Source organism: Deltaproteobacteria bacterium (assembly GCA_016874735.1).
Lineage (GTDB): Bacteria > Bdellovibrionota_B > Oligoflexia > Oligoflexales > CAIYRB01 > CAIYRB01.
On record VGTI01000005.1, the window covers coordinates 49180 to 69893 of the forward strand.

Annotated in this window: 18 protein-coding genes; 12 read left to right on the top strand and 6 right to left on the bottom strand. The window is 52.1% G+C overall.

The annotated features are described in order from the left end of the window. Positions 1-477: 477 nt before the first annotated feature. The 3 genes from FJ146_04980 to FJ146_04990 form a co-directional block, all read right to left on the bottom strand. Positions 478-1260, bottom strand: a complete 783-nt coding sequence (locus tag FJ146_04980; GenBank protein ID MBM4251301.1) for a 4'-phosphopantetheinyl transferase superfamily protein — start codon at positions 1258-1260, stop codon at positions 478-480. Beyond that, positions 1190-1714, bottom strand: a complete 525-nt coding sequence (locus FJ146_04985) for an oligoribonuclease (GenBank protein ID MBM4251302.1) — start codon at positions 1712-1714, stop codon at positions 1190-1192. The genes FJ146_04980 and FJ146_04985 overlap by 71 nt, the downstream gene beginning before the upstream one ends. An 84-nt stretch (positions 1715-1798) precedes the next feature. Next, a complete protein-coding gene (locus FJ146_04990) occupies positions 1799-2521 on the bottom strand; it encodes a hypothetical protein (GenBank protein MBM4251303.1) in 723 nt (240 codons plus the stop codon). A 237-nt stretch (positions 2522-2758) separates the two neighbouring features. Here FJ146_04990 and FJ146_04995 point away from each other — a divergent pair, with 237 nt between their 5' ends. The 5 genes from FJ146_04995 (at position 2759) to FJ146_05015 (ending at position 6330) form a co-directional block, all read left to right on the top strand. Beyond that, complete coding sequence (locus FJ146_04995; protein MBM4251304.1) at positions 2759-3877, top strand: DsbA family protein; 1119 nt, start codon at positions 2759-2761, stop codon at positions 3875-3877. Between the two features lie 58 nt (positions 3878-3935). Continuing rightward, positions 3936-4382 carry a PilZ domain-containing protein gene (locus FJ146_05000; protein MBM4251305.1) on the top strand — a complete coding sequence of 149 codons (447 nt, stop codon included), beginning with the start codon at positions 3936-3938 and terminating at the stop codon, positions 4380-4382. A 137-nt stretch (positions 4383-4519) separates the two neighbouring features. After that, positions 4520-4774 (top strand): hypothetical protein, encoded by a 255-nt coding sequence (locus FJ146_05005; protein MBM4251306.1) that lies wholly within the window; start codon positions 4520-4522, stop codon positions 4772-4774. A gap of 102 nt (positions 4775-4876) precedes the next feature. After that, positions 4877-5107 (top strand): hypothetical protein, encoded by a 231-nt coding sequence (locus tag FJ146_05010; GenBank protein ID MBM4251307.1) that lies wholly within the window; start codon positions 4877-4879, stop codon positions 5105-5107. Positions 5108-5127: 20 nt separating this feature from the next. After that, positions 5128-6330, top strand: coding sequence for a DUF1343 domain-containing protein (locus FJ146_05015; GenBank protein ID MBM4251308.1), 1203 nt, complete (start codon positions 5128-5130; stop codon positions 6328-6330). Here the strand turns inward: FJ146_05015 and FJ146_05020 are convergent. Continuing rightward, entirely contained in the window at positions 6327-7814 is a 1488-nt protein-coding gene (locus FJ146_05020) for a tetratricopeptide repeat protein (protein MBM4251309.1), read from the bottom strand. The genes FJ146_05015 and FJ146_05020 overlap by 4 nt on opposite strands. A 231-nt stretch (positions 7815-8045) precedes the next feature. On the opposite strand from FJ146_05020, the gene FJ146_05025 reads away from it, so the two are divergent. The 3 genes from FJ146_05025 to FJ146_05035 all read left to right on the top strand — a co-directional run bounded on the left by FJ146_05025 (position 8046) and on the right by FJ146_05035 (position 13815). Next, entirely contained in the window at positions 8046-10640 is a 2595-nt protein-coding gene (locus tag FJ146_05025) for a PDZ domain-containing protein (GenBank protein ID MBM4251310.1), read from the top strand. Positions 10641-10652: 12 nt separating this feature from the next. Then, positions 10653-12419, top strand: coding sequence for a glycosyltransferase (locus FJ146_05030; GenBank protein ID MBM4251311.1), 1767 nt, complete (start codon positions 10653-10655; stop codon positions 12417-12419). A 517-nt stretch (positions 12420-12936) separates the two neighbouring features. Then, positions 12937-13815: an undecaprenyl-diphosphate phosphatase gene (locus tag FJ146_05035; protein ID MBM4251312.1), complete on the top strand. Its 879-nt coding sequence runs from the start codon at positions 12937-12939 to the stop codon at positions 13813-13815. A gap of 19 nt (positions 13816-13834) precedes the next feature. On the opposite strand, the gene FJ146_05040 is transcribed toward FJ146_05035, so the two are convergent. Together FJ146_05040 and FJ146_05045 are read right to left on the bottom strand one after the other, a co-directional pair. Continuing rightward, entirely contained in the window at positions 13835-14683 is an 849-nt protein-coding gene (locus tag FJ146_05040; protein MBM4251313.1) for a DMT family transporter, read from the bottom strand. 150 nt (positions 14684-14833) lie between these two features. Next, positions 14834-15307: a cytochrome c gene (locus FJ146_05045; protein MBM4251314.1), complete on the bottom strand. Its 474-nt coding sequence runs from the start codon at positions 15305-15307 to the stop codon at positions 14834-14836. A gap of 162 nt (positions 15308-15469) precedes the next feature. Between FJ146_05045 and FJ146_05050 the strand changes: the two genes are divergently transcribed. From FJ146_05050 to FJ146_05065, 4 genes are read left to right on the top strand one after another with little or no spacing between them, the layout of a single operon-like run. Continuing rightward, positions 15470-16903: an ABC transporter permease gene (locus FJ146_05050; protein MBM4251315.1), complete on the top strand. Its 1434-nt coding sequence runs from the start codon at positions 15470-15472 to the stop codon at positions 16901-16903. 39 nt (positions 16904-16942) lie between these two features. Continuing rightward, positions 16943-17656, top strand: coding sequence for an ABC transporter ATP-binding protein (locus tag FJ146_05055; GenBank protein MBM4251316.1), 714 nt, complete (start codon positions 16943-16945; stop codon positions 17654-17656). Next, positions 17653-20061 (top strand): outer membrane protein assembly factor BamA, encoded by a 2409-nt coding sequence (gene bamA, locus FJ146_05060; protein MBM4251317.1) that lies wholly within the window; start codon positions 17653-17655, stop codon positions 20059-20061. Before FJ146_05055 ends, bamA begins: the two co-directional genes overlap by 4 nt. Positions 20062-20079: 18 nt before the next feature. After that, positions 20080-20691, top strand: a complete 612-nt coding sequence (locus FJ146_05065) for an OmpH family outer membrane protein (GenBank protein ID MBM4251318.1) — start codon at positions 20080-20082, stop codon at positions 20689-20691. Positions 20692-20714: the final 23 nt, after the last annotated feature.

The following is a 20714-nucleotide window of genomic DNA, read 5'->3' on the forward strand; positions in this document are numbered from 1 at the left end:
AGCAATTGCTAACAGACACTTACCTCCGTGCTACTGGGATAATGACTTAACGTATCCAACAGCATCACCTCCTTTCCTAGGCATCTAGCCCATCAGAACTGCCACTTGGCCGGTTCTGTAACTCTATTCTAACAGAATTTGCATTTGGGTCGCAGAATATTTTTAAAGATTCGGTGAACTTTTAGGCTGTGTCTTGCCTCGGTCGCCTAGTTTACATATGCTTAAAATAGCAGCCAAAACATATCGTTTGTATGAATCCGCGTCAGAGAAGGAGCGCAAAAGTATGGCCTACTTCCGCGACAGAGATCCCAGTTCCGCCCATTGCGGTGCTCGCAAACTTGTACCACTTTGGGACGCCCATAGTTGGCCGTTTGCTAGCTGCCGCCGTTATCTGCCCTGGTACTATTCAGTCTTACTATTACAGGGAAGACATCCGGTCATGTCGTTACCAGTACCACCACCTGAGCTTGGTAAAACTCAATTACCGCGACCGATGCTCAATGCCGTTAAGATGAAGTGACGATCACGCTCCTGCAGTAGGCAAAAATCACCTTGCAGCCGCGTGCCCCGCGGCGTGCCCGGTGATGCGTCAATCATTAACTCCGCCGTGATGCGACCTGACCAAAGATCACCAGTTGCATTGGCTGCCGTCAAATCTTCGATCCTGGCATCGTGAAAATAGAATGGCTTAAGTCCAAGCGGGTAGATCGCCTTGTAAATAGACTCTTTAAAACTAAAGCAGCAAGTTAGCGCGAGGTTAAACGCTACTTGAGTTGCGTCGCATCGCTCTCGTAGCCACTGATTCTCACTCGCGCTAAGGATCTTGCCAGCAAATTCCGCTTTCATACGTTTGGGATCTTCAACATCGATGCCGACGCTAAGCCATTGAGTGCGCGGCACTATAGCCACTCCAACAAAGCCATCCTTATGCGTGATAGACCCAACCCATGGCTCTGGCCACGACGGATTACCGTGCCCATCGGCCGGCAGAGGATCGCGACTGCCAGTAAGTTTGCGCACGAGATAACGACTACGCAGAAACTCCGATCGTCGTCTCTCAGATTTGAATCCTTGAGCCCGCGCCCATTCATCCGCGATCAGCCATTGGCCCAGTGTGGCATCAGTGAGTGCAAAATCCGGTGGCAACCAGTGAACTTCAGTGGTGCCACAGGAGATGATCGTCACAGAATCAGCCCTCGACCTTGGGTTTAAAAAGATGAGTCCTGTAGTAGCGAAGCTCGTCGAGGCTCTCTTTGACATCGTCCAGAGCTCTGTGAGCTCCCTTGGGTTTTTTGAACTTGCTGCCTGGATACCAACGGCTGGCTAGCTCTTTGATCGTACTGACGTCGAGGATACGGTAATGCAAGTAAGCATCTAACTTGGGCATGTAGCGTACGAGAAAGCGGCGATCCTGCCAAATGGAGTTACCGCACAGGGGACTCTCGCGCTCACCACAGTGCTTGCGAATAAAATCGAGCGTTGCGACTTCCGCCTGAGCGATAGTCACCGTGGATGCTTGCACCTTGGCCCAAAGTCCGGACTTAGTATGGTGTTCCTGATTCCATGCATCCATCCGGGCAAACCGGTCCGCCGGTTGGTGAATGGCCAGTTCAGGTCCCTCAGCAATGACGTTGAGTTCGCTATCGGTGATTAGAGTAGCAATCTCGATGATACTATCGGTGTCTGGATCGAGACCGGTCATCTCCATGTCCATCCAGACCAGGCGATTGCTAGTTTTCGGATGCGCGTCGGTATTGTTTGAATCTGCCAAAGTATGCTCCGTGGGTTCCCTATATTTTTAAGAGCTTGGCAGGGAAAATGCAAATGCCCTTTGGCGCATCGCCACCCATTCAACAACCGAGTTGACGCTAATGTTTTTAATCAGCTGCTTGGCTTGCGGGTGGGTTTCAACCGCGCTTTTAGCATGAAGCTCTAAAAATGGATCCACTTCATAAACGTAGCGATCTTTGCCTAGGGCGCGTGGGTCATCGACACCGTGTTCTGCGAGAAAGTCCACCACCGCGGCATGCGGAACATCTTCTTGCACGTGGACAAGCAGAGTACCAGGTCGGTGACCATAGCTGCCAGGATAGCGCTGCTCACTGTCCAGTACTGCCACCTGCCTGTCCGTGAGCTTCCAGCTGTCCGGAACTAAAGGCAGATAGGCTACAACAGCTCCACCGCTCCAATAAAAAGCAGCCCGAGCTTGGGTGGCTGCGGGATTGGTCTCTGGAACAGCCAGCCAAAATTCGACCTCACCCTCGGGCGGCAGCGCCAATCCTTTAGACGCGAACCAGTCGTTCAGCACCCGCGCGAGACGCGCACGATAACTGTCCTTGGCATAACTGGTCTCACGACCGGCCACATTGAAAGTGTAGTGGGTCTCACCTTCGCAGGCTTGGACAACCGGCGCCTCTGCCTGCTCGGGGAACTGAACGCAACCGCCGGTCGCCTTTGCGTGACCGCTACCGAGACTGAAGGTGATCACAGCTAAGCTCACGAACAACTTAATTTTTTTCATGCGTCTTGGCTCCCTGCCAATTGTATCGACCAAACGAGTCATCGGCGGATGCCCAGCGAAGTTTAGGAAAAATTCATCAAAAAGTTGTAGTTTGCCATAACATCAGCTGGTTAAGGCTGAGCTGATGGTTGCCCTTGCTGCACCGGCTGAATGGTGGACAAAGGTAAAAAATGTGACCTATGATGGATCTTTCCAAGCACAAGCCTAATTTGGCTGCACTTTTTCGACGGGAGTAGGATGCTAATGTTGATCAAGATCAAGGCAGGACGCGTAGAGAGAGCGGGTCGGACCGTCGCGACGTATTTTCTGGCTGGGCTTCTACTGGCCGGATCGGCTGCTCGCGCGGATGACAAGGGCCAAGCGGCTTTCAAAATCAATGGCAAGGTTACGACGCTGGATGAGCTATATAAACAGGATCAGGCCTCCTTTTACGACCTCGACAAGAAGCGCTACGACCTAGTCGAGCGCTTGGCTAAAGAGCAGTACATCGACCACTTCTGGCAGCAACGCGCCAAGGAGACGGGCAAGTCGGTTGCCGAATCTAAAAAGGCCTATGAGGACAAGAACCTCAAGGTAAGTGAACGTGAGCTACAGGAGACGCTAGAGAAATTCAAAGATCACCCGTCACTGGCCAAGCTAGACCGCAAGGAACAAGAGCGTCAGGTGCGTGAGTATTTAATGGATCGGGGGCGCCGTGAATTACTCGATACCATCATTGAGACCGGCATCAAAAAGGGTGACTTGGTGATCGTCACACCTCAGCCCGAAGAGCCCATTTACTCAGTGCCAGTGACCGCCGATGATGTCATGCGTTACGGCCCGGAGATTAGTGACACCAAGCCGATTAGCTGCAAGGCAGACGACTGCGCTATCACCATCGTTGAATACTCTGAGTTTCAATGCCCATTCTGCAGTCGCGTGCAGCCCGACATGAAGCGCATTCTCACTGAGTTCAAGGGTAAGATTCGCTGGACGGTTCGCGACTTTCCCCTCAGCTTCCACGACCGCGCACGCCCCGCCGCCATCAGTGCTAAATGCGCTGCAGAGCAGGGCAAGTATTGGAACATGTATGCCATGTTGTTCGATAATCAGCGCAATCTTGCCGATGCTGACCTTAAGTCCTATGCCGAAAAGATCGGCCTAGATAAGGGTAAATACGACAAATGTGTCGCCAACCCAGCTGCCGTCGAGTCCAAGATCGAGCGCAACTTCCAATCGGGTGTAGCTCTGGGTGTATCTGGGACACCAGCTTACTTCATCAACGGTAGACGCCTATCTGGTGCCATGCCTTATGCTGAATTTAAGCGCGTGATCGACGAAGAATTGGCTGGAAAGAAGCGTAAAGCTAAATCATAAGCAATCAATATTATTAGTTAATTTATTCACTCCCTCAACTCCGGCGCTAGACTTTCCGATGACTCATCGGATGGGCACTAGCGCCGGAGTTGTTTCAATGACCGCTCGCAAAGAAAGTCGTAAAAACGGACGCATCAAATTTTCTGAACCACTGAAGGTGGTGATGGGATCCATTGGGGCTGAAGTTAAGTACGACATGTCAACGCGTAACATCTCGCACACGGGGTTTTTCCTAGATTTCGACAAGCCTGGACGCTTTCCGTTCACTCCAGCCAGTATCATGGAAATCTGGATCGAACTCGAGCCCGGCAACACTATATTTTTTAATGGCAAAATGGCACGGGTCGTGTTTCCAGGTGACCCTCAGGCCAGCGAAACTGGCCCGGGCATCGCCGTGCGCATTGTGCAGATTGATAACAAAAACGAGCGGGCTCTTTATGAGTTTATCGAACGCCGGCAGCGTGAAAGAGACGCCAAGAAAGATCCTCATAGCAGCGTCGCCTAGCCAATTTACCATTAATTTCATAGCTTTAAATTTTTATCTCAAGTTTTTTGAGGATTTGACGAAAAGCTTCAAGCAACGCAAGCGTGTCGTAGTGGTTAGCTTGCCCACAGCGGGCGTCCGTAACGGGAGACCACACGATGCGCACTGTCTTTGCCTTGCTTACCGCCTTTCTAGCTCTGATGAGTTCCTCGATAGCTGCCGGAGTCACCCCGGTGAGTGGTGTGACGCGGGCGAGAGCTGCAGAAGTATCGGTTACCACTAACCCTGCCTCCCGAGCTCAGACTGAAGTGCAGGTGCGACGCTTGCACAGCCTCTTGGTTAGCAAACACGCCGCCGGTGATGCTTCCGACCATTACAGACGCCTCCAGCAACGCCTTAGGGTCGTGAAGTAAACACCAGTTACATTTGTTAGCAGGCAAATTTGCCGCGATCTGGCATACTGGTACGAAACATGGTTTTACTTGTTGGCGATCATTGCGAGGGAGCGCGCGAAGATGAACTGGAAAGCTGTCGTCCGTCCTGAAGGGTCGAAACTATTCAAGGTCCACACCTTTACCTACGTCTACAAGGGATCTAATTATCACCTTGAAGTTGACGAATTTGCCGACGGCACTTGTACTGGACACGGTGAACACTCGACTGACAAGAACACGGTACTTGCCTCAGTTTCGGCTAACAACATCGAAGGTTGTTTGTCGGCACTCATCAAGAACATCAAGATGTGAATCTGAACGGGTGACCACACATGACGCTTGGCGGGATATCCTCGGGTCTCGAGGTAATAGCTAGTAATCCCAAGCTAGCGGCCTCCTGGGGCCGTTGCGGCTTACTTTCAAATCAGGCTTCAGTGACGACGGCTTTTGTACCTGCCTGGCGTGTCCTAAGTGACCTTTTGCAGCGACGCCTCGTCGCTCTATTTGGGCCTCAACACGGCTTCGCAGGCGTGGTTCAGGACAATATGATTGAAACTGGACACGCCCGTCATCAGCCTACAGGACTGCCCATTTATAGTCTGTACTCTGAAACCAGGCAACCCACCGCAGACATGATGCGGGACCTTGACACGTTGATCATCGACCTACAGATCGTTGGATGTCGCATTTATACGTGGAAATCGACGATCGCCGCGTGCTTGCGCGCCGCTAAACGTGACGGCAAACATATCGTCATTCTGGATCGCCCCAACCCAGTGGGTGGCGAACTCGTAGAAGGCCGCGTGCTCGATGATGATGCGCATTCATTCGTCGGCGAGTTTCCTATCCCCATGCGGCACGGCCTGACGGCGGCCGAGGCTGCCCGTTTTTTCAATGATGAAATTGGTGCATCTTTAGACGTGGTGCCCATGACACAGTGGGAACCCCATACTTACTGGTGTCATCTCACCCGACCTTGGGTGCTCACATCACCCAATCTTCCTACACCCGATCCGGTTTATGTCTATCCGGGCACGGTGATGCTTGAGGGGACGAATTTGTCCGAGGGACGGGGGACTGGACTGCCGTTCCAATTGATTGGAGCCCCGTACATTTCAAGCAGCATCGGTTTTATCAATAGGGTTCATGATCTGATTGGTAACCCTCCGGGCGTTTATCTGCGCGAGGCCAGCTTCCAGCCCACCTCACAAAAATGGCAGGGCAAAGAATGCCAGGGCCTACAGATTCACGTGATCGATCCAAGCAAAGTACGCAGTTATGAGCTAACCTTAGCGATCATCAAGGCTGCTTGGGACGTGGGCGGTGGTGGCTTCGCTTGGCAAAAGCCCCCTTACGAGTACGATCATGTGACAACACCGATTAAACTCATTGTAGGATCGCATCAAGTCACTGAACACCTCAGCGCCGATCGGTTTGACCCCTCAGATTCGTTCTGGAGCCACGGTATCCCAAATTATATAAAGCGGGCTGAGAAACACCTACTATACCGCCGTACTTTACGCGTCGCTGATTAGTGAGCTACATCGAATGTCGGACCTGGCGTTGTCGTATCGACAACGTGATGAAACTTGTCTGAATGCGCGATGCTGATAAAGTCATGGTCGGTCTTAGCACTCATGGCCAGCCGCGGATCTAATGCTATGGCCTCAGCTAGAATTTGCAGCGACTCCTCAGCACGCCCCAGAAGAGCAAGAACACAGGCTTGGTTGTAGCGCGGCACCGCGTCACCAGGATCTAGTTCTGACGCCGTCGTGAAAACTTTTAGTGCCGCCAGATAGGACTTCTTGCGGTACAGCGCAAGCCCCATCCCCGTGTAGTAGTCGGAGCGGCTTGGGTCTAGCGTTATGGCATCAGTGTAGGCTTTAATGGCTGCATCGTGCTTACTCAATCTCTCAGATAAAGTCTCGCCTAGCATGGCGTAGAGTGGACCTGCGCCACCGGCATGCTCGCTTAGCTCCGCAAGAAGCGACGCCAGATTAGCGTGAGCGTTAGCGCTCTTGTAGGTTTTACCTATGAATTCTGTCAGCTGTTGTTGACGCTCAGTCTCCAAATCCATCGCGCCGATAAAGGAGCGGCGTGCTTTGTCCCAGCTCTTGGCACCAACAAAAGCTGCGCCAAGATGACTGACTACTGTCGATCGTAGGGACGGTGTGAGATCTGCCAAGGGATCGCTGAGCAACTGCTCCAGCTGAACTACAGCTTTCCTAGGCTGCTGAAGATCACGGTACAGTAGGATGGCGTTGTTAATTCTGGCCTCAATGTTTTTCGGATTGGTCTTCAGCATAGCCTCGTAGATGGCATGCGCTTGCTTCACGGCACCCTGTTCGGAATAAGTTATCGCTAAAGTGAGATCGAAAAGCTGTGAAGGATAATGCTTATTCCAGGATTTTAACTGCGCAATCAGTTCGTCCGGCTGTGCGTCAGCATGCAATACGGCAACTACATAAGGTACGACGATATCCGGCAACGCGTCTTGATAGGATAAAGCCTGGCCGAGTAGATCGAGTACTTTGGTTGTCGTGCCGCTGTCAGCACTCAGCCTCGCTCTCGTGAACGCAAAGCGCCAGTTAGGTTTGATACCTCGCGATTCCGCGTTTTTCAGTAGTTTCAGAGCGCCGTCAGTATTCCCCATCAGATCTAAAATATCGGCGAGCGCCGTATAACCAGCCGGATCCTGAGGCGCTAAATCCACCGCCTGCTGCGCGAGGTCGGCAGCCTGTCTCAACATGTAAATATCACTCGGATCGTTGCTAAAGATGCGGACAAAGATGTGGCTCAACATGTGATGCGCAGGAACTGACTTAGCATTGACCTGCATCAGGTGGGTAACTTCGCGCTCTAATCCTGGTATTTTTGATTCGTCAGCAGTCCAGACCCGGACCTCTAGATCTCTTATATCCACTATCTCTGCAGGTGCGGCCACAACCGGGGAACGAGCATAGCCCGCCAGAAGACCTAGCCCGAGAAGTAGCGATTTCCAGCTGCGACTGATTTGCACTGATCACCCCGTAGACCATGAAGCCCAATGGTTTCGTGACTTCAAACGGCGCCGTGTGCGCGCCCTTTGTATGCTTTTCGGCAAAAAAATTTAAAAATTTAAAAAATGTTTCCTCAGGCGGGGACAATAAACCAAACAATTGTCAATTATATCAGAGCAATGCAAAACCTTTATGAGTTTACCAATATCTGAAAACGCAAACCTGCCAACGATGAATTTTTTGCCGCGCTAATGCTGCCCACCCATTCTGTCGATAGGCAAACTATGCTTACCAAACCACCACAACTAAACGATCAAAGCCGCCGCAAACGTCGGGCACCAATTGTGCTTGTCACCGTAACTGCTGCGATTTTTGCTGGCGTAGCGAGTTTAAGCCTGCGTCTTGGCCTAGGCCAATTTGGGGCGCGCCTGCAGACAAATACCGAGCGCGCTTATCAGCAGTCGCCGCGGTTGCCCTCGGCCGGCGACAAAAATCAAAGCATCATTACCGATTCCATCCTATCCATCATTCAGGGTTATTACGTCGACCCTGAACGCGTCGAAAATCGGGAGATCATCGAGCGCGCCCTTAGCGCTATAGCTTCAAGTCCGCGAGTCAAAGTCGGTAGCAGCCCGGGTGCCGTCTGGTTGCAGGTCGATGATGGCGAGAAACAGTTCTTCCCGCTTAAGAGAGCGACCAGTTATGCGGAAGTAGTTGATGTGCTCGTAGCCATGGCTCGGATCATCGATGATTCCGGGATCGAATTAACGTACGGAGAAGTTCCAGAGAAAAATCCTCCAGGTGCCGTCGCGCTGCTCAACGCTATGCTCGCCGAATTGGATGCACACAGTGCGCTACTAGGCCCAGAGGCTTACCGAGAACTTAGGCAGGGCACCGAGGGAACTTTTGGTGGATTAGGAGTGTTAGTTGGCATTCGTGATCACCTCCTGACGGTTATCAAACCCCTTCCTCATAGCCCCGCACAGCGCGCTGGTATCAAGCGGAACGATCGCATACTCAGCATCGGTGGTGTTTTCACCTATGGGTTCTCGCTGGACGATCTAGTTGAGTACATGCGTGGTGAACCAGGATCTCGGGTACAGCTCTCACTGCTTAGGCCGGGAGCTTCGGCGCCGTCTGAGATTTCTCTTAAGCGAGAAGTAATTCACGTCGACTCCGTTTCAGTGAAAGAGATCAACCAACAGGGCCTCAACGTACTCCACCTAACGGTGGAAACTTTTGCTAGCCGCACAGCCCGAGAAGTGCTCACGGCGATTAAGAAATTCAAACTCAAGCATAACGGCAATTTACATGGTGTGATTCTCGACCTAAGGGCTAATCCGGGCGGGTTACTCGACCAGGCCGTGCAAGTAGCCGACCTATTTCTTGAGTCAGGCGTCATAGTATCCACCAAGGGGCGTCACGACGAAGTCGAAACGGCCGGAAGCGGTTTTGATGAGGTCGGGTTCCCGATGGTAGTCCTCATTGACGGCGATTCGGCTTCGGCTAGCGAAATTGTCGCAGGTGCCTTACAGGATCATCAGCGCGCTATTATCCTGGGCCAACCTAGCTTTGGTAAAGGGTCTGTACAGACCGTATTTGAGTTACCCGGCGAACGTGCTTTGAAACTGACCATTGCCCGTTATTACACCCCGGCAGGTAGATCGATTCAGAATGTGGGAATCCTTCCCGATATTTGGTTGCAACCTGTCGCAAAACTGGATCAAAACGACAACCTCCTCGGCACAGGCCGTTATCGCAACGAACGATTTCTGAAAAACCATTTAGATAAGAGCGAAAATTATTCCCCTCTGACGCAGCGTCAACCGGTAAGAAAGTCTTATTATCTATCACCATCAACACCACGGGATGAGTTTGAGCTCACTCCAAAATACCAAGATCGAGAGGCAGAGCTTGCCCTAAAGATTTTCGATCGAATTCACGAAACTTACGGTGATCACCTACCAAAGAGTGGAGCTAGAGCCTCGCACTGGATGGGACTCATTGGTCCAGTGATACGTGATGTGACGACCCGCAATGACAAAGAGGTGGCCAGCTGGCTGATGGATAAATTTCGTCTTAAATGGTCCAAGCCTGATCATCTAAGCCCGGCTATCGCTCCTAATTTAAAACTGCTCCTCAGCAACAATAACAGCGGCTCGGTCACGCCGGGAGATACCGTCAATATCGCCTGGTCCGTTTTTAACACGGAAGACGTCCAGGTGGACCGCGTTTCGATCTTTGTGCGCTCTGATATTGCCGGCATTGACACGCGTGAGACTTTAATCGGAGATATAGCGCCAAAATCGACCAAAAAAGGCGTCATTCAAATTACCGTACCCACACAATTCCCAGCCGGGCCGCTAGCCCTCAGGATCGGAGTGGCCACGGATGCCTGGCCGATCAGCGGCGTCAGCTCAGATTTTGTCGTTCAAGTGGATGAAAAACCAACGGCGCAGGTATCTGTCCTGGCGACTCTTGTTGACGATAAAAACGGGCACATAAGTAGCGTCCTAGAACCAAGAGAAGCTGCCAGAATTCGCCTTGACGTCCGCAACGAGGGCGCCATCGATGCGGCAAATCTAAACGTGAAATTGGTCAACCTATCAGGCTACCAATTAAGCCTTATTAACGATTCCGTTGAAATTGAGGAGCTTGCTTCGGGCGAGGAAAAACACGTTTACTTCAACGTCCGCGCGGGAAAGACGATGTATACATCCGAGCTTAGCTTTGGTGTTTCCATCGAAAGTTTAGATTTAGGCGCACCATTCAGGCAGAGATTTGCGGTCAAAAGTTTACCTAGCTCAGAGGTTTCAGCAAAACCGGTTCGTGTCTTGAGTCATTAGAGAGATCATTTTATGACGAAAAAAATCCGCGTTGGCATCGTCTATGGGGGGTCCTTCGAACCTCGCTTCCTCAGCATTTTTGAGCCGCTCAAAGACGCTTTTGACACCTGCATCTACGCTCATCATAGTGAGAGGCTTATTACCCTGCACAGTACGGGGATGCGCCTTAGACTATTTGAAAACATAACAGAAATGCCAGGGTTCATGCGCGGCCTTGAGGAAGAGCTCAGTCACATGGACATGATCATTGGCGTGGAAACTTCACGCCTAGCAACCTTTCAGGCACTACGAGCAGCGCGCAGATACGGCGTCCCGCTGGCTGTGGTAGTCAATGAATATACTCCCTATCTTTACGAGCAATACGCAAACCTCAAAGCCATCAAATTTGACGTTACGGGTAAGGCATGTCACTTCTGGGCCACAACACAAATGGCACGAAGTACGCTACTGCTTGAACATGTAGCTCCGGAAAAAGTAACGGTGCTTCCACCAGTCATTGACACCCATAAATTCAGATTTTCTGTGGATGGGCGGCGTAAGTTCCGCGATTACGTCGGACTGAAAGCTGATGATGTGGTCATGCTACTGCAGCACGACCTTGTGCCTGAATGCCAAGGTGAACAGCTCATCAAAGCGCTCCACCTACTTCAGGGTCAAATCGGCGGGATAGCCTCACGATTGAAACTGATTTTTGTTGGCCAAGGGAGCGCCGCTATGGACTACAAATATCTGGCGCACGATCTAGGTTTAGGCAAACAGGTGTTTTTCCTCCACCAGGATCCGGAACCTTTCCTGCTAGACCTGTACTCAGCGGTCGACCTGATGTTCCATCCTAAGGTCGCCGCTGATGACACGCGTCAGGACTTGCCGCTTGCTTTGCTCGAAGGTATGGCCGTTGGGATCATGCCACTTGTCGGGGCTGGTACAGTTGCTGCCGAGCTAGTTGCACCACAGGGGTTAAGCTATGCCGATCCATCTGGCCCTCTGATTGCGGCTCAAATTCAAGAACTTGTGGTAGAACCTAAACTACTCGCAGTAAGGCGCGCGCAACTCATTGAGCATGTGCGGGTGCGCCACCATTTACAGACCGTCGGTCCACGTTTTATCACCGAAATAGAGGAAATCATCGCCACTTATGGCCGCCAACCGACCGACGCTAGATCGCCACAATCTCTGGTCGCAGCCATTGAAATGCTGATCAAGAGAGGAGCGCTGATCGAGGCCTTTGTTCAAATAGAAGAGGCACTCCTACTTGATGTTGTGACACCTCATGAACGTGCTGAAATCTTTAGATTACGCGGAGATGCTCACGTTGCAGCGCGCGATTACGACCGAGCATTGGAATCGTTTCAAGAAGGACTTCTACTGAACGATCACAACTTTCTCTGTCTCCGCGGCATGGCTCAAACTTATTGGCAGACCCATGACAACGAGGCTGCCTTAACGCATTTCCGCCGCGCACTCACTCACAAAGAGGGTGATGCCGATACCATGTTAGGCATCGCTATGGTCTTCAGGCGTCTTGGTCTTCTTGATGAGGCTGTGGTTTGGTTGGAAAAATGCGTCGTACGCCATCAGATACCCGCAGCCATCATCGCCCTGGCGCAGACATGCGGTCAACTTGCCAGGCAATCTACGGCCATTGCGGTGCTAAATCGCGCTCTAGAGGTCATTGGTGAACACCAGACCCTAATGATGGCTCTAGGCCAAGCCTATCTCAGCGCCGGCAAGCACGATGAGGGTCAAGAGTTGCTCCGTCGCGCTCTGGCCAGTGCCTAATGCCACGATTGTCTCAGCCGCCGAAATCAGTTTTTGCGTAGCATCGGATCTTCGCGCCGGGCCCGACAAGTCGCCCGCCAGACAAATCCTAAAATATTATTATCATTATTTATTGTATGCGTCGTCGCAATTTTTTCTAAAGCTTTTTGGCAAGGTCTCCGAAGCCTTTTTGTCTAAAGCGCAAGGGCCATGGAAAGCGCAGACAAAATCGGAAACCTACCCCATGCAAGAATTCATGCACAGCACGACTCAAATGAAGACAAGGACGGAAGTTAGCCTTAGTGGACACTCTTCCTACTTGTGGTTTGGGCAGGCCGGCATAGTTCTCATGTCCGGATAGACCAACCCCAGTTCCGCAGTAGACAGGTTGCCGTCCGCGGTAACCCCTGCACCCCGCGCCGGGATCTTCAACGGATCCTGGCGCCCTCCTTTTTTTGGCAGTTACGCTTGACCGTCGCACGGGCTACCCGTAGCCTTTGAAGCATTAGCCACTTTTTACCAGCACGAGAGAGTTGCGATGCAGCCTAGCTTTCTTCAGATTGTCCTTCTAGCTGTAGTACAGGGTCTGGCCGAGCTACTTCCAGTGTCCAGTTCGGCGCACGTGATCGTTGCCGAAAAACTCATGGGATTAGACCCAAGCGCCCCAGCTATGACCTTCCTTTTGGTTATGCTGCACACGGGAACAATGTTCGCCGTCATTTTATTTTTCTGGCCGAAATGGCGCGCACTTTGGCAGGCTGGGCTAAAAACTAGCCTTGATTACCTGCGCTACATCGTCATTGCGACGGGCTTTACCGGAGTCATTGGACTCGGGTTAAAGTTCGTGATTGAAAAAATTATACTCAGTGCTCAGCCAGATGCCGAAATTGAGCATCTCTTTAAAAACCTGCCTCTCATCGCTTGCAGCCTTACCGCTGCTGCATTGATAATCATCATCGCCGGTTTTGCGATTAGGCGACCGAGCATGGCAAACGTCACCCCGCGACCACTATCAGATCGGAGTGCAGCCGTCATCGGCATCGTCCAAGGTCTGTGCTTGCCTTTTCGCGGATTCTCGCGCTCAGGTGCCACTATTTCTGCCGGACTATTGCAACGACTGGCACGCGATCAGGCCGAAACGTTTAGCTTTGCCCTGGCAGTGGTGTTAACGCCACCGGTACTCGCTCTGCAAATTCACCGCCTGCTCAAAGCCAATGCAGCTACCGGTGTCGTCCAAGTAGACTTCAGTTTATTCACTCCAGGGATCACCGGTATGTTCTTCAGCTTCCTGGCTGGACTAGCTGCACTGCGTTGGTTATCAAGCTGGCTTGAGCATGGTCGCTGGCATCTATTCGGCTTTTACTGCCTCGCAGCATCTCTCGGAGTCTGGTCGGTACACTGGTTTATGCCATCGTAAAGATCGTGACTAGTGACAATCAGGCAGTGGCAGCCTTAGCGGCGGGTCCCTCAGACACAATACTGCCAATCGATGCCGCTATGATCAGACCAATCGATAGCCATTGTTGCCAGTGCAGATCCTCGTGCAACATGAAGTGGCCGAGAATTGCAGCAAACGCGGGCTCAAAACTCATCATCACACCAAAAGTCTTGGCCGGCAGGCGCGTCATGGCCATCATTTCGAGCGAATAGGGTAACGCGCTCGACAGCACCGCGACCAGTGGTGCATAGAGCCAAATCGTTTTGTTGCCTAAATCAGTGCCAGCGTGGTGAATACCGAATGGGATGATCACGAGAGCCGCAATGACAAGACCCAGGGCTGAAGCGCGTCCATCCGATAAGTGCTTACCTGCACGTTGCCCGAAGAAAATATAGAGAGCCCAGCACATGGCCGCGAGCAGGGCAAAGGTGACACCTTTCAGATCTAAGTGCTGATGGGGGCCTAAATCACCATTAGCCGAGAGTAGTAAGAAGATGCCAACGGCAGCGAGTCCTACCCATAGCAAATCCGTCAACCGATGAGACGAGCAGACGGCCACACCGAGTGGTCCCAGGAATTGCAGGGCCACACTGACGCCTAGTGGAATCCGCGCCAGCGAGAGGTAGAAGAAAAGACTCATCGCCCCTAGGGCACCGCCGTAGAGAGCCAACTCAGAAACAGCGACGCGTGTCAGGGGTCCGCCCTTCCACGGTTGGCGCACGGTGATAAGCAGCAGTGCGGCCAAAGTGCTACGCACCATAGCGGTACCGGCTACACCGACTAGCGGAAAGAGATTCTTAGCCAAGGCTGCTCCGAATTGAATGGAGGCCATCGACATTAGAATCATCGCTATGGCGAGGAGCCGGAAGTTCACGTGATTCCCCTAGTGTGAGGGATGGGTCTGACTGTTCAGAATATTACGCAGGATCGGCCACTGCAGTTAAATATTGCAGCGGCAGTAAGTTAAACTCTATAGGGCCCAGTGACAAGCCTGAGATTAGTTGGTGCCACCGAGAGCGGCGTGGTCACTCTTGAGGCTCGCATCCGAATACTGCGAAGCGCTGAAGGCCGACATGCTGCCGCGCCCCTGGCGTACCGCACTACGGTACTCCTGGAGCGACTTGTTCCGAATGCCGATCCGGCCGTTACCGTCGTGCCCATGACAGCCAGCACAGCTGCTAGCGTACTCGCTCGAGAGTGACTTGGTCGCCGCCACTGTGGCCGGTGCTTCTCCGATGTCGCTCACAGGCGGCGTCGGCGATGTTGCATCCGGTGCATTGACAGGCGGCCGCGTCGGCTTATTGGTGTTGCCGTTATTGCTGATCTTCTTGGTCTTTTTGTTGGGGGTCGCCGTCGGCGTGGGGGTCGGTGCGGGCGCCGGACTACTAGAATTGGCGCGGCCGCATGCGGCCAGAGCGATCACTAAAAAGGCCGCTGCTATCTGTAGCTTAGTCGGGGTGGGGCGCATCATGGCTTGGTTCCCTATCATTATTGGATTTTGTTATGATTATTAATCTGGCAGATAAAATAAATATATATTAACTAGATATATTAATTAAATATAAATGTAAATAATTAATTTTAATTACTGAAGGCACGGGTATTTTAAAGGCCATGAGCCGCCCCATGGCCGATGCTAAACCTTAAAAATTGGGCTGTTATAGGTGGCACATTGCGCTATGGTAACTGCCTATTAGGTTCCAGAACGGTTGCAGTGAAGGAAGCAGATCAAATGACCGTAGGGCGGGCTCGACCCAAACTCTACATCTTATGGATCGCGTGGCGAAACCTCGTTGTCAAAGGGAGACGAGGAGGCCTTTCGGTTATGACCACGGTATCGATTGCCGGTATTGCCATCGGCGTGGCGGCGCTCATCATCGTACTCTCGGTGATGGGGGGCTTTGAGCAAGATCTGCGCGGTAAGATGCTACGCGGTCAACCGAACCTAGAAATACTAAACCGTAATGCTGTCGCTGGTTTTGGTCTTAAGAACCATCCCGTAGCTACGTTCGAAAAGCTGATACCAGAAGCCACGGCCATCGAACCTTACACCGAGGCCGACGTCGTCCTGAAACAGCGCTCGCATTTGACCTCAGCAACGCTATTTGGCGTCGATCCACAGCGGCAAGGTCACCTATGGGGCTTTGGCAATTCTGTGGTCGAAGGCGATATGAAAGACATCGGCTCTCTGCAAGCTGTAGGTGGCATGACTGGGGCTAAACAGGTTCCCGGCATCATGCTGGGCCAGCAGCTCGCGGATCAGCTAGGAGCCGACATTGGTGACGAAATTGTGGTGCTCTCTCCCCAGAGCAACGTCGGTACTGCCCTAGCTGGAGGCACTGTGTCTCGCAGCTACGTCGTAGTCGGTAAATTTCGTACCGGGCTTTTCAATTATGATGCGCGGTGGGCCGTCGTGAGTTTGGCTGAGGGTCGTAAATTCATGGCTGATTACGACGAATCACTCGATCAGGACGAATACGTATCCGGCATCGCGGTTAATATTAAAGATCCGCTCGCCGTGCAAAAGACCGTCCATCGCCTTTTCGGTCACGAAGAGGTTGCCGGTACCTTACCAAAGGACTGCGGCGACCTAATACCCTTGACCTGGGAAAAGGCGAATTCGTCGCTGCTGTTTGCACTGAAGTTGGAAAAGTTTGCTATGGGGTCCATCCTCATGCTGATCGTGATCGTCGCTGCTTTTTCCATCAGCGGCACCATGATGATGACCGTGTTTCATAAACGGGGCCAAGTCAGTTTGCTAAGATCTTTGGGTATGAACCGCGGCGACATCACACGCCTCTACATGACCCATGGATTTACCATCGGCACCGTGGGTATACTGCTCGGCCTAGTGATAGGGATAGCCGTATGCGCGCTGATCAAAAGCTTTGCGTTGATACCGTTGCCAGCGGGCGTCTATCATCTCAGATCGCTACCGTGTCGATGGTTGTGGCTTGATTATGGAGTTATCTGTTTGTGCGCATGGGGTTTCAGCCTGCTGGCGTCGACTTATCCAGCGTTAACAGCTGCAAGGCAGGATCCCGGTCAGGGTTTACGTTATCTCTGATCACGACTGAGGTGTTATTTGTCTGAACAACATCAGAATATAGAGCACGGCGCGGCCAACGTTGGTAATTACAGCGTCGAGCTGCGCGACGTGCGTAAAGTTTACAAAATTGGTAACGAGCAAGTTGAGGCTCTGCGTGGGGTCGATCTGCGCATACCCCACGGCAGCGTCGTGGCTGTCATCGGCAAATCAGGAGCTGGCAAAAGTACGCTGCTCCATATCATTGGCACTCTGGACAGACCGACTTCCGGTCAGGTGATCCTCAACGGGACCGATGTATCAGGCATGAGCGATCAGGCCGCTTCCGAGTTTCGTAATGGCTCGGTGGGATTTGTCTTTCAGATGAACAATCTGCTGGCAGAGTTTTCTGCCCTTGAAAACGTCATGCTCCCTGGACTCATCGCCGGTGCTCCAAAACCAGCCGTGGCCGAGCGAGCTGCGAAGCTTTTGACCGCAGTCGGCCTCGGTGCAAGGCTACAGCATCGCCCGGGTGAATTGTCTGGTGGTGAGCAGCAACGCGTAGCGATTGCGAGAGCTTTGATCATGGCTCCCCCTATTCTTTTAGCTGACGAGCCCACGGGCAACTTGGATCAAAAGACCAGTCGTGAGATTCAAGAGCTGCTAATTAATGTTTGTGTAGCCAATAAGGTGACCATGATCCTAGTGACTCATGATTTGGATCTGGCGAGGCGCCTCCCAGCTCAAGTTGTCATGGAAGACGGACGTGTGGTTGAGGGAGGTGGTTACTCGTGAGATGTAATCATCAAGCAATGTATTGTTTACATACACTGGCGGCCTTGGCGTTTTGTGGGACAGTCCTGACACTCACTGGAGCATCGACCACTGCCCCGGCACAGGTTTTAGCAAGCGATGCACGGCCCACCGCCGTCGCCAACGGCCCGATCATCGAGGACGTCCAGATCAAGGGGAATGCCAAGGTCGAGAGCGACGCTGTTATTGGCCTGCTCAAGACGCACAAGGGGGCTGCCCTGAATCGTCAGACGGTGCAGGCAGACATTCGCACCTTATTTGACCTCGGTTACTTTTCCAGTGTGCGCTTTCTGCAAAAGCCAGGTAGCAGCGGTGGCATTATCCTTGTCATCGACGTCAAGGAAAAGCCCGCAATCACAAGTATATCTTACGAGGGCAACAAAGAGGTTTCCGACGACAACATCAAAGATAAGCTCGAAACCAAGCTATACACCATCGTCAATGAGGCAACGATCACCGCTGACGTCAGGATGATTGAGAAGCAGTACGCAGAAAAGGGCTACTACCTTGCGCGCGTCACCTACACTCTGGACCCTAAAGGGACCAACGACGTGGGGCTTACCTTTCACGTCGACGAGGGTGGCAAGCTACTTGTCGGCAGTGTGGAAATTCTCGGCGCTCATTACTTTTCCGTCAATGAACTGATTAGCGGCACTCCTGGCATGGCCTCACGTCCATATACCCGCGCTTCGGCATTGGGCTCTTCGTCCCTCTATCAAGAGGAGATGGTCAAGCGTGACCTAGAGTATCTCGCATACATCTATCGTGATCAGGGTTTTGCCGAGGTAAAAACGTCTAAGCCCTTCCAATTCCTCGATGCCGATCGCGATTTCGTCCGCCTGACCTTTCAGGTTGAAGAGGGACTGCAATATAGTGTTGGTTCGATCGACGTCAGCGGCGATTTGCTATTTACCAAAGATGAGCTGACCGCGGCGATGAAACTCCACCCAGGGGAGTTATTTCGGTATTCTAAGTTTGCTAAAGACATCGAGACGCTGAGCGATAAGTACGGCGACCTTGGATATGCCTATGCTGACGTCAACCCACGCACGACCTTTGATCGCGATAAGCGTCTGGTACACCTTAATTACGAAATCTCCAAAGGTGAGAAGATTTACTTTGGCAAGATGACGATTACGGGCAATACGAAGACGCGCGATAACGTGATCAGACGTGAGCTTAAAGTCGCTGATAGCGAGCTCTACAGTGGCACTAAACTCAACACCTCGCGTGCCAATGTCAGTCGTTTAGGTTTTTTTGAAGAAGTACAGGTCATCAAAGAGCGAGACGAGGAGCAGCAAAATCTCCTCAACCTAAAAATTAAAGTCAAAGAGAAACCCACGGGTCAATTGCAAGCCGCTGTCGGCTACACGCCGAACTCATCAACCGGCCAGGTTGGATCGCAGTTGTTCGGCCAGGGGCGCTATGACGAAAAAAATCAGTCCGGTAAGGGCTGGGCGACGAATGCCACTGGCAAGTGGAACGGGCAGGATAACTACTCGCTTGATCTTGGGTTCTCCGACCCATACGTCAACGATAGTGTGTGGAGTGCTGGTACCAACCTCTTCTTCAGCAACTCACAGGTAAGGTACCTAGACGAAAGCCAGGTCAAGGAGCGGCGCGTCGGCGGCGCGGTATTTGTCGGCAGGCAAATCTTTGAGCTGGTGCGGGCCCGCGCTACTTATAAATTGCAAAAAATCACGCGTGATCAGCAAGACAGCTATGTGTTGCCGGCCTTCCTCCAACAAGGCGTGGTATCGAGCATGATCTTCAGCTTGCTGCGCCTAGATGTGGACAACTATTTAGACCCAACCTCCGGATCAGACGTGTCGCTCAGCCAAAATTTCACCGGCGGTCCCCTGCTGCGCGGTGATTGGAGCTACATGGAGTCCTCGGCAGATGCCACGGCCTATCTCCCGGTTGATTTTACCGACAGCTACCGGACCTACTTTAAACTCCATGGACTTGTGTCCTATATCTACCCTCTCCTTGGGGCACCCGTCCCATTTGCAGATCGCTACCGTCTTGGTGGATTTAACGATATGCGGGGATGGGATTACTTCGATATCGGCCCGAGGTTTTCGCTCCTCCAATCACCTGGTGGCAGCCGCACACTGATCAACAAGGGTGGCGACAAAAAGCTGGTCTTCCAGGCCGAGTACTTTATGCCGCTTATTCCAGAGGCTGGCATCAAGTCCCTAGTCTTCACCGACATCGGACGTGTTTATGACGACAGTGAACCGCTGAGTCTTAATGGCATGTACCAAGACGTCGGCTTTGGGTTCCGTTGGATCACACCGATTGCCCCCTTTCGGTTTGAATGGGCATATCCGATCCAAGATGGCAAACTGGGTGATATGCAAATCATCTTCTATATTGGATACTGATTCCTCGGGAGGATATTTATGAAGTTAAATAAAGCATTCAAGGCACTTGCAGGTAAAATGACGATTGGTATGGCAGTTGGTATGACGGTTGGCATGGCACTCAGCGGCCATGCGCTCCCTGCATTGGCCGACACTGGCAGCGTCAAGTTCGGCGTTGTCGACATGCAGCAGGTTATCCTCACCGTCGAAGAGGGCAAGACCGCCCGGGCCCAGCTTGAAGCCGAAATCAAGGCTAAAGAGAGCGAGCTCGGAAAACAAAAAGAGGAGCTAGATAAGCTCAATAACGAGTGGAAGAATCAAGCGGCATTATTGAGTGAAGATGCTCGCATGAAGAAGCAGCAGGAATTTCAGGAAAAGTTTATGACGCTGCGCAATGCGGAGATGGAGTTTCAGGCAAACATTAAGCGCAAAGAGCAAAAAGCGACCCAGCAAATTGCCATGAAGGTTGCTCAGCTGGTTGACAGAATCGCCAAGGGCAAAAAGCTCACCGGAGTCTTTGAAACTAATAGCGCCGGTCTACTTTATCTGGACAGTCCAGTTGATCTCACCCAAGAGGTTATCAGTGAGTACGGCAAGCTGCCCGCGAGCAAGCCCGCAACTGACAAACCAGAGGCAGAGAAAAAGAAATAACTATATGCGCCCCCTGGGGGGCG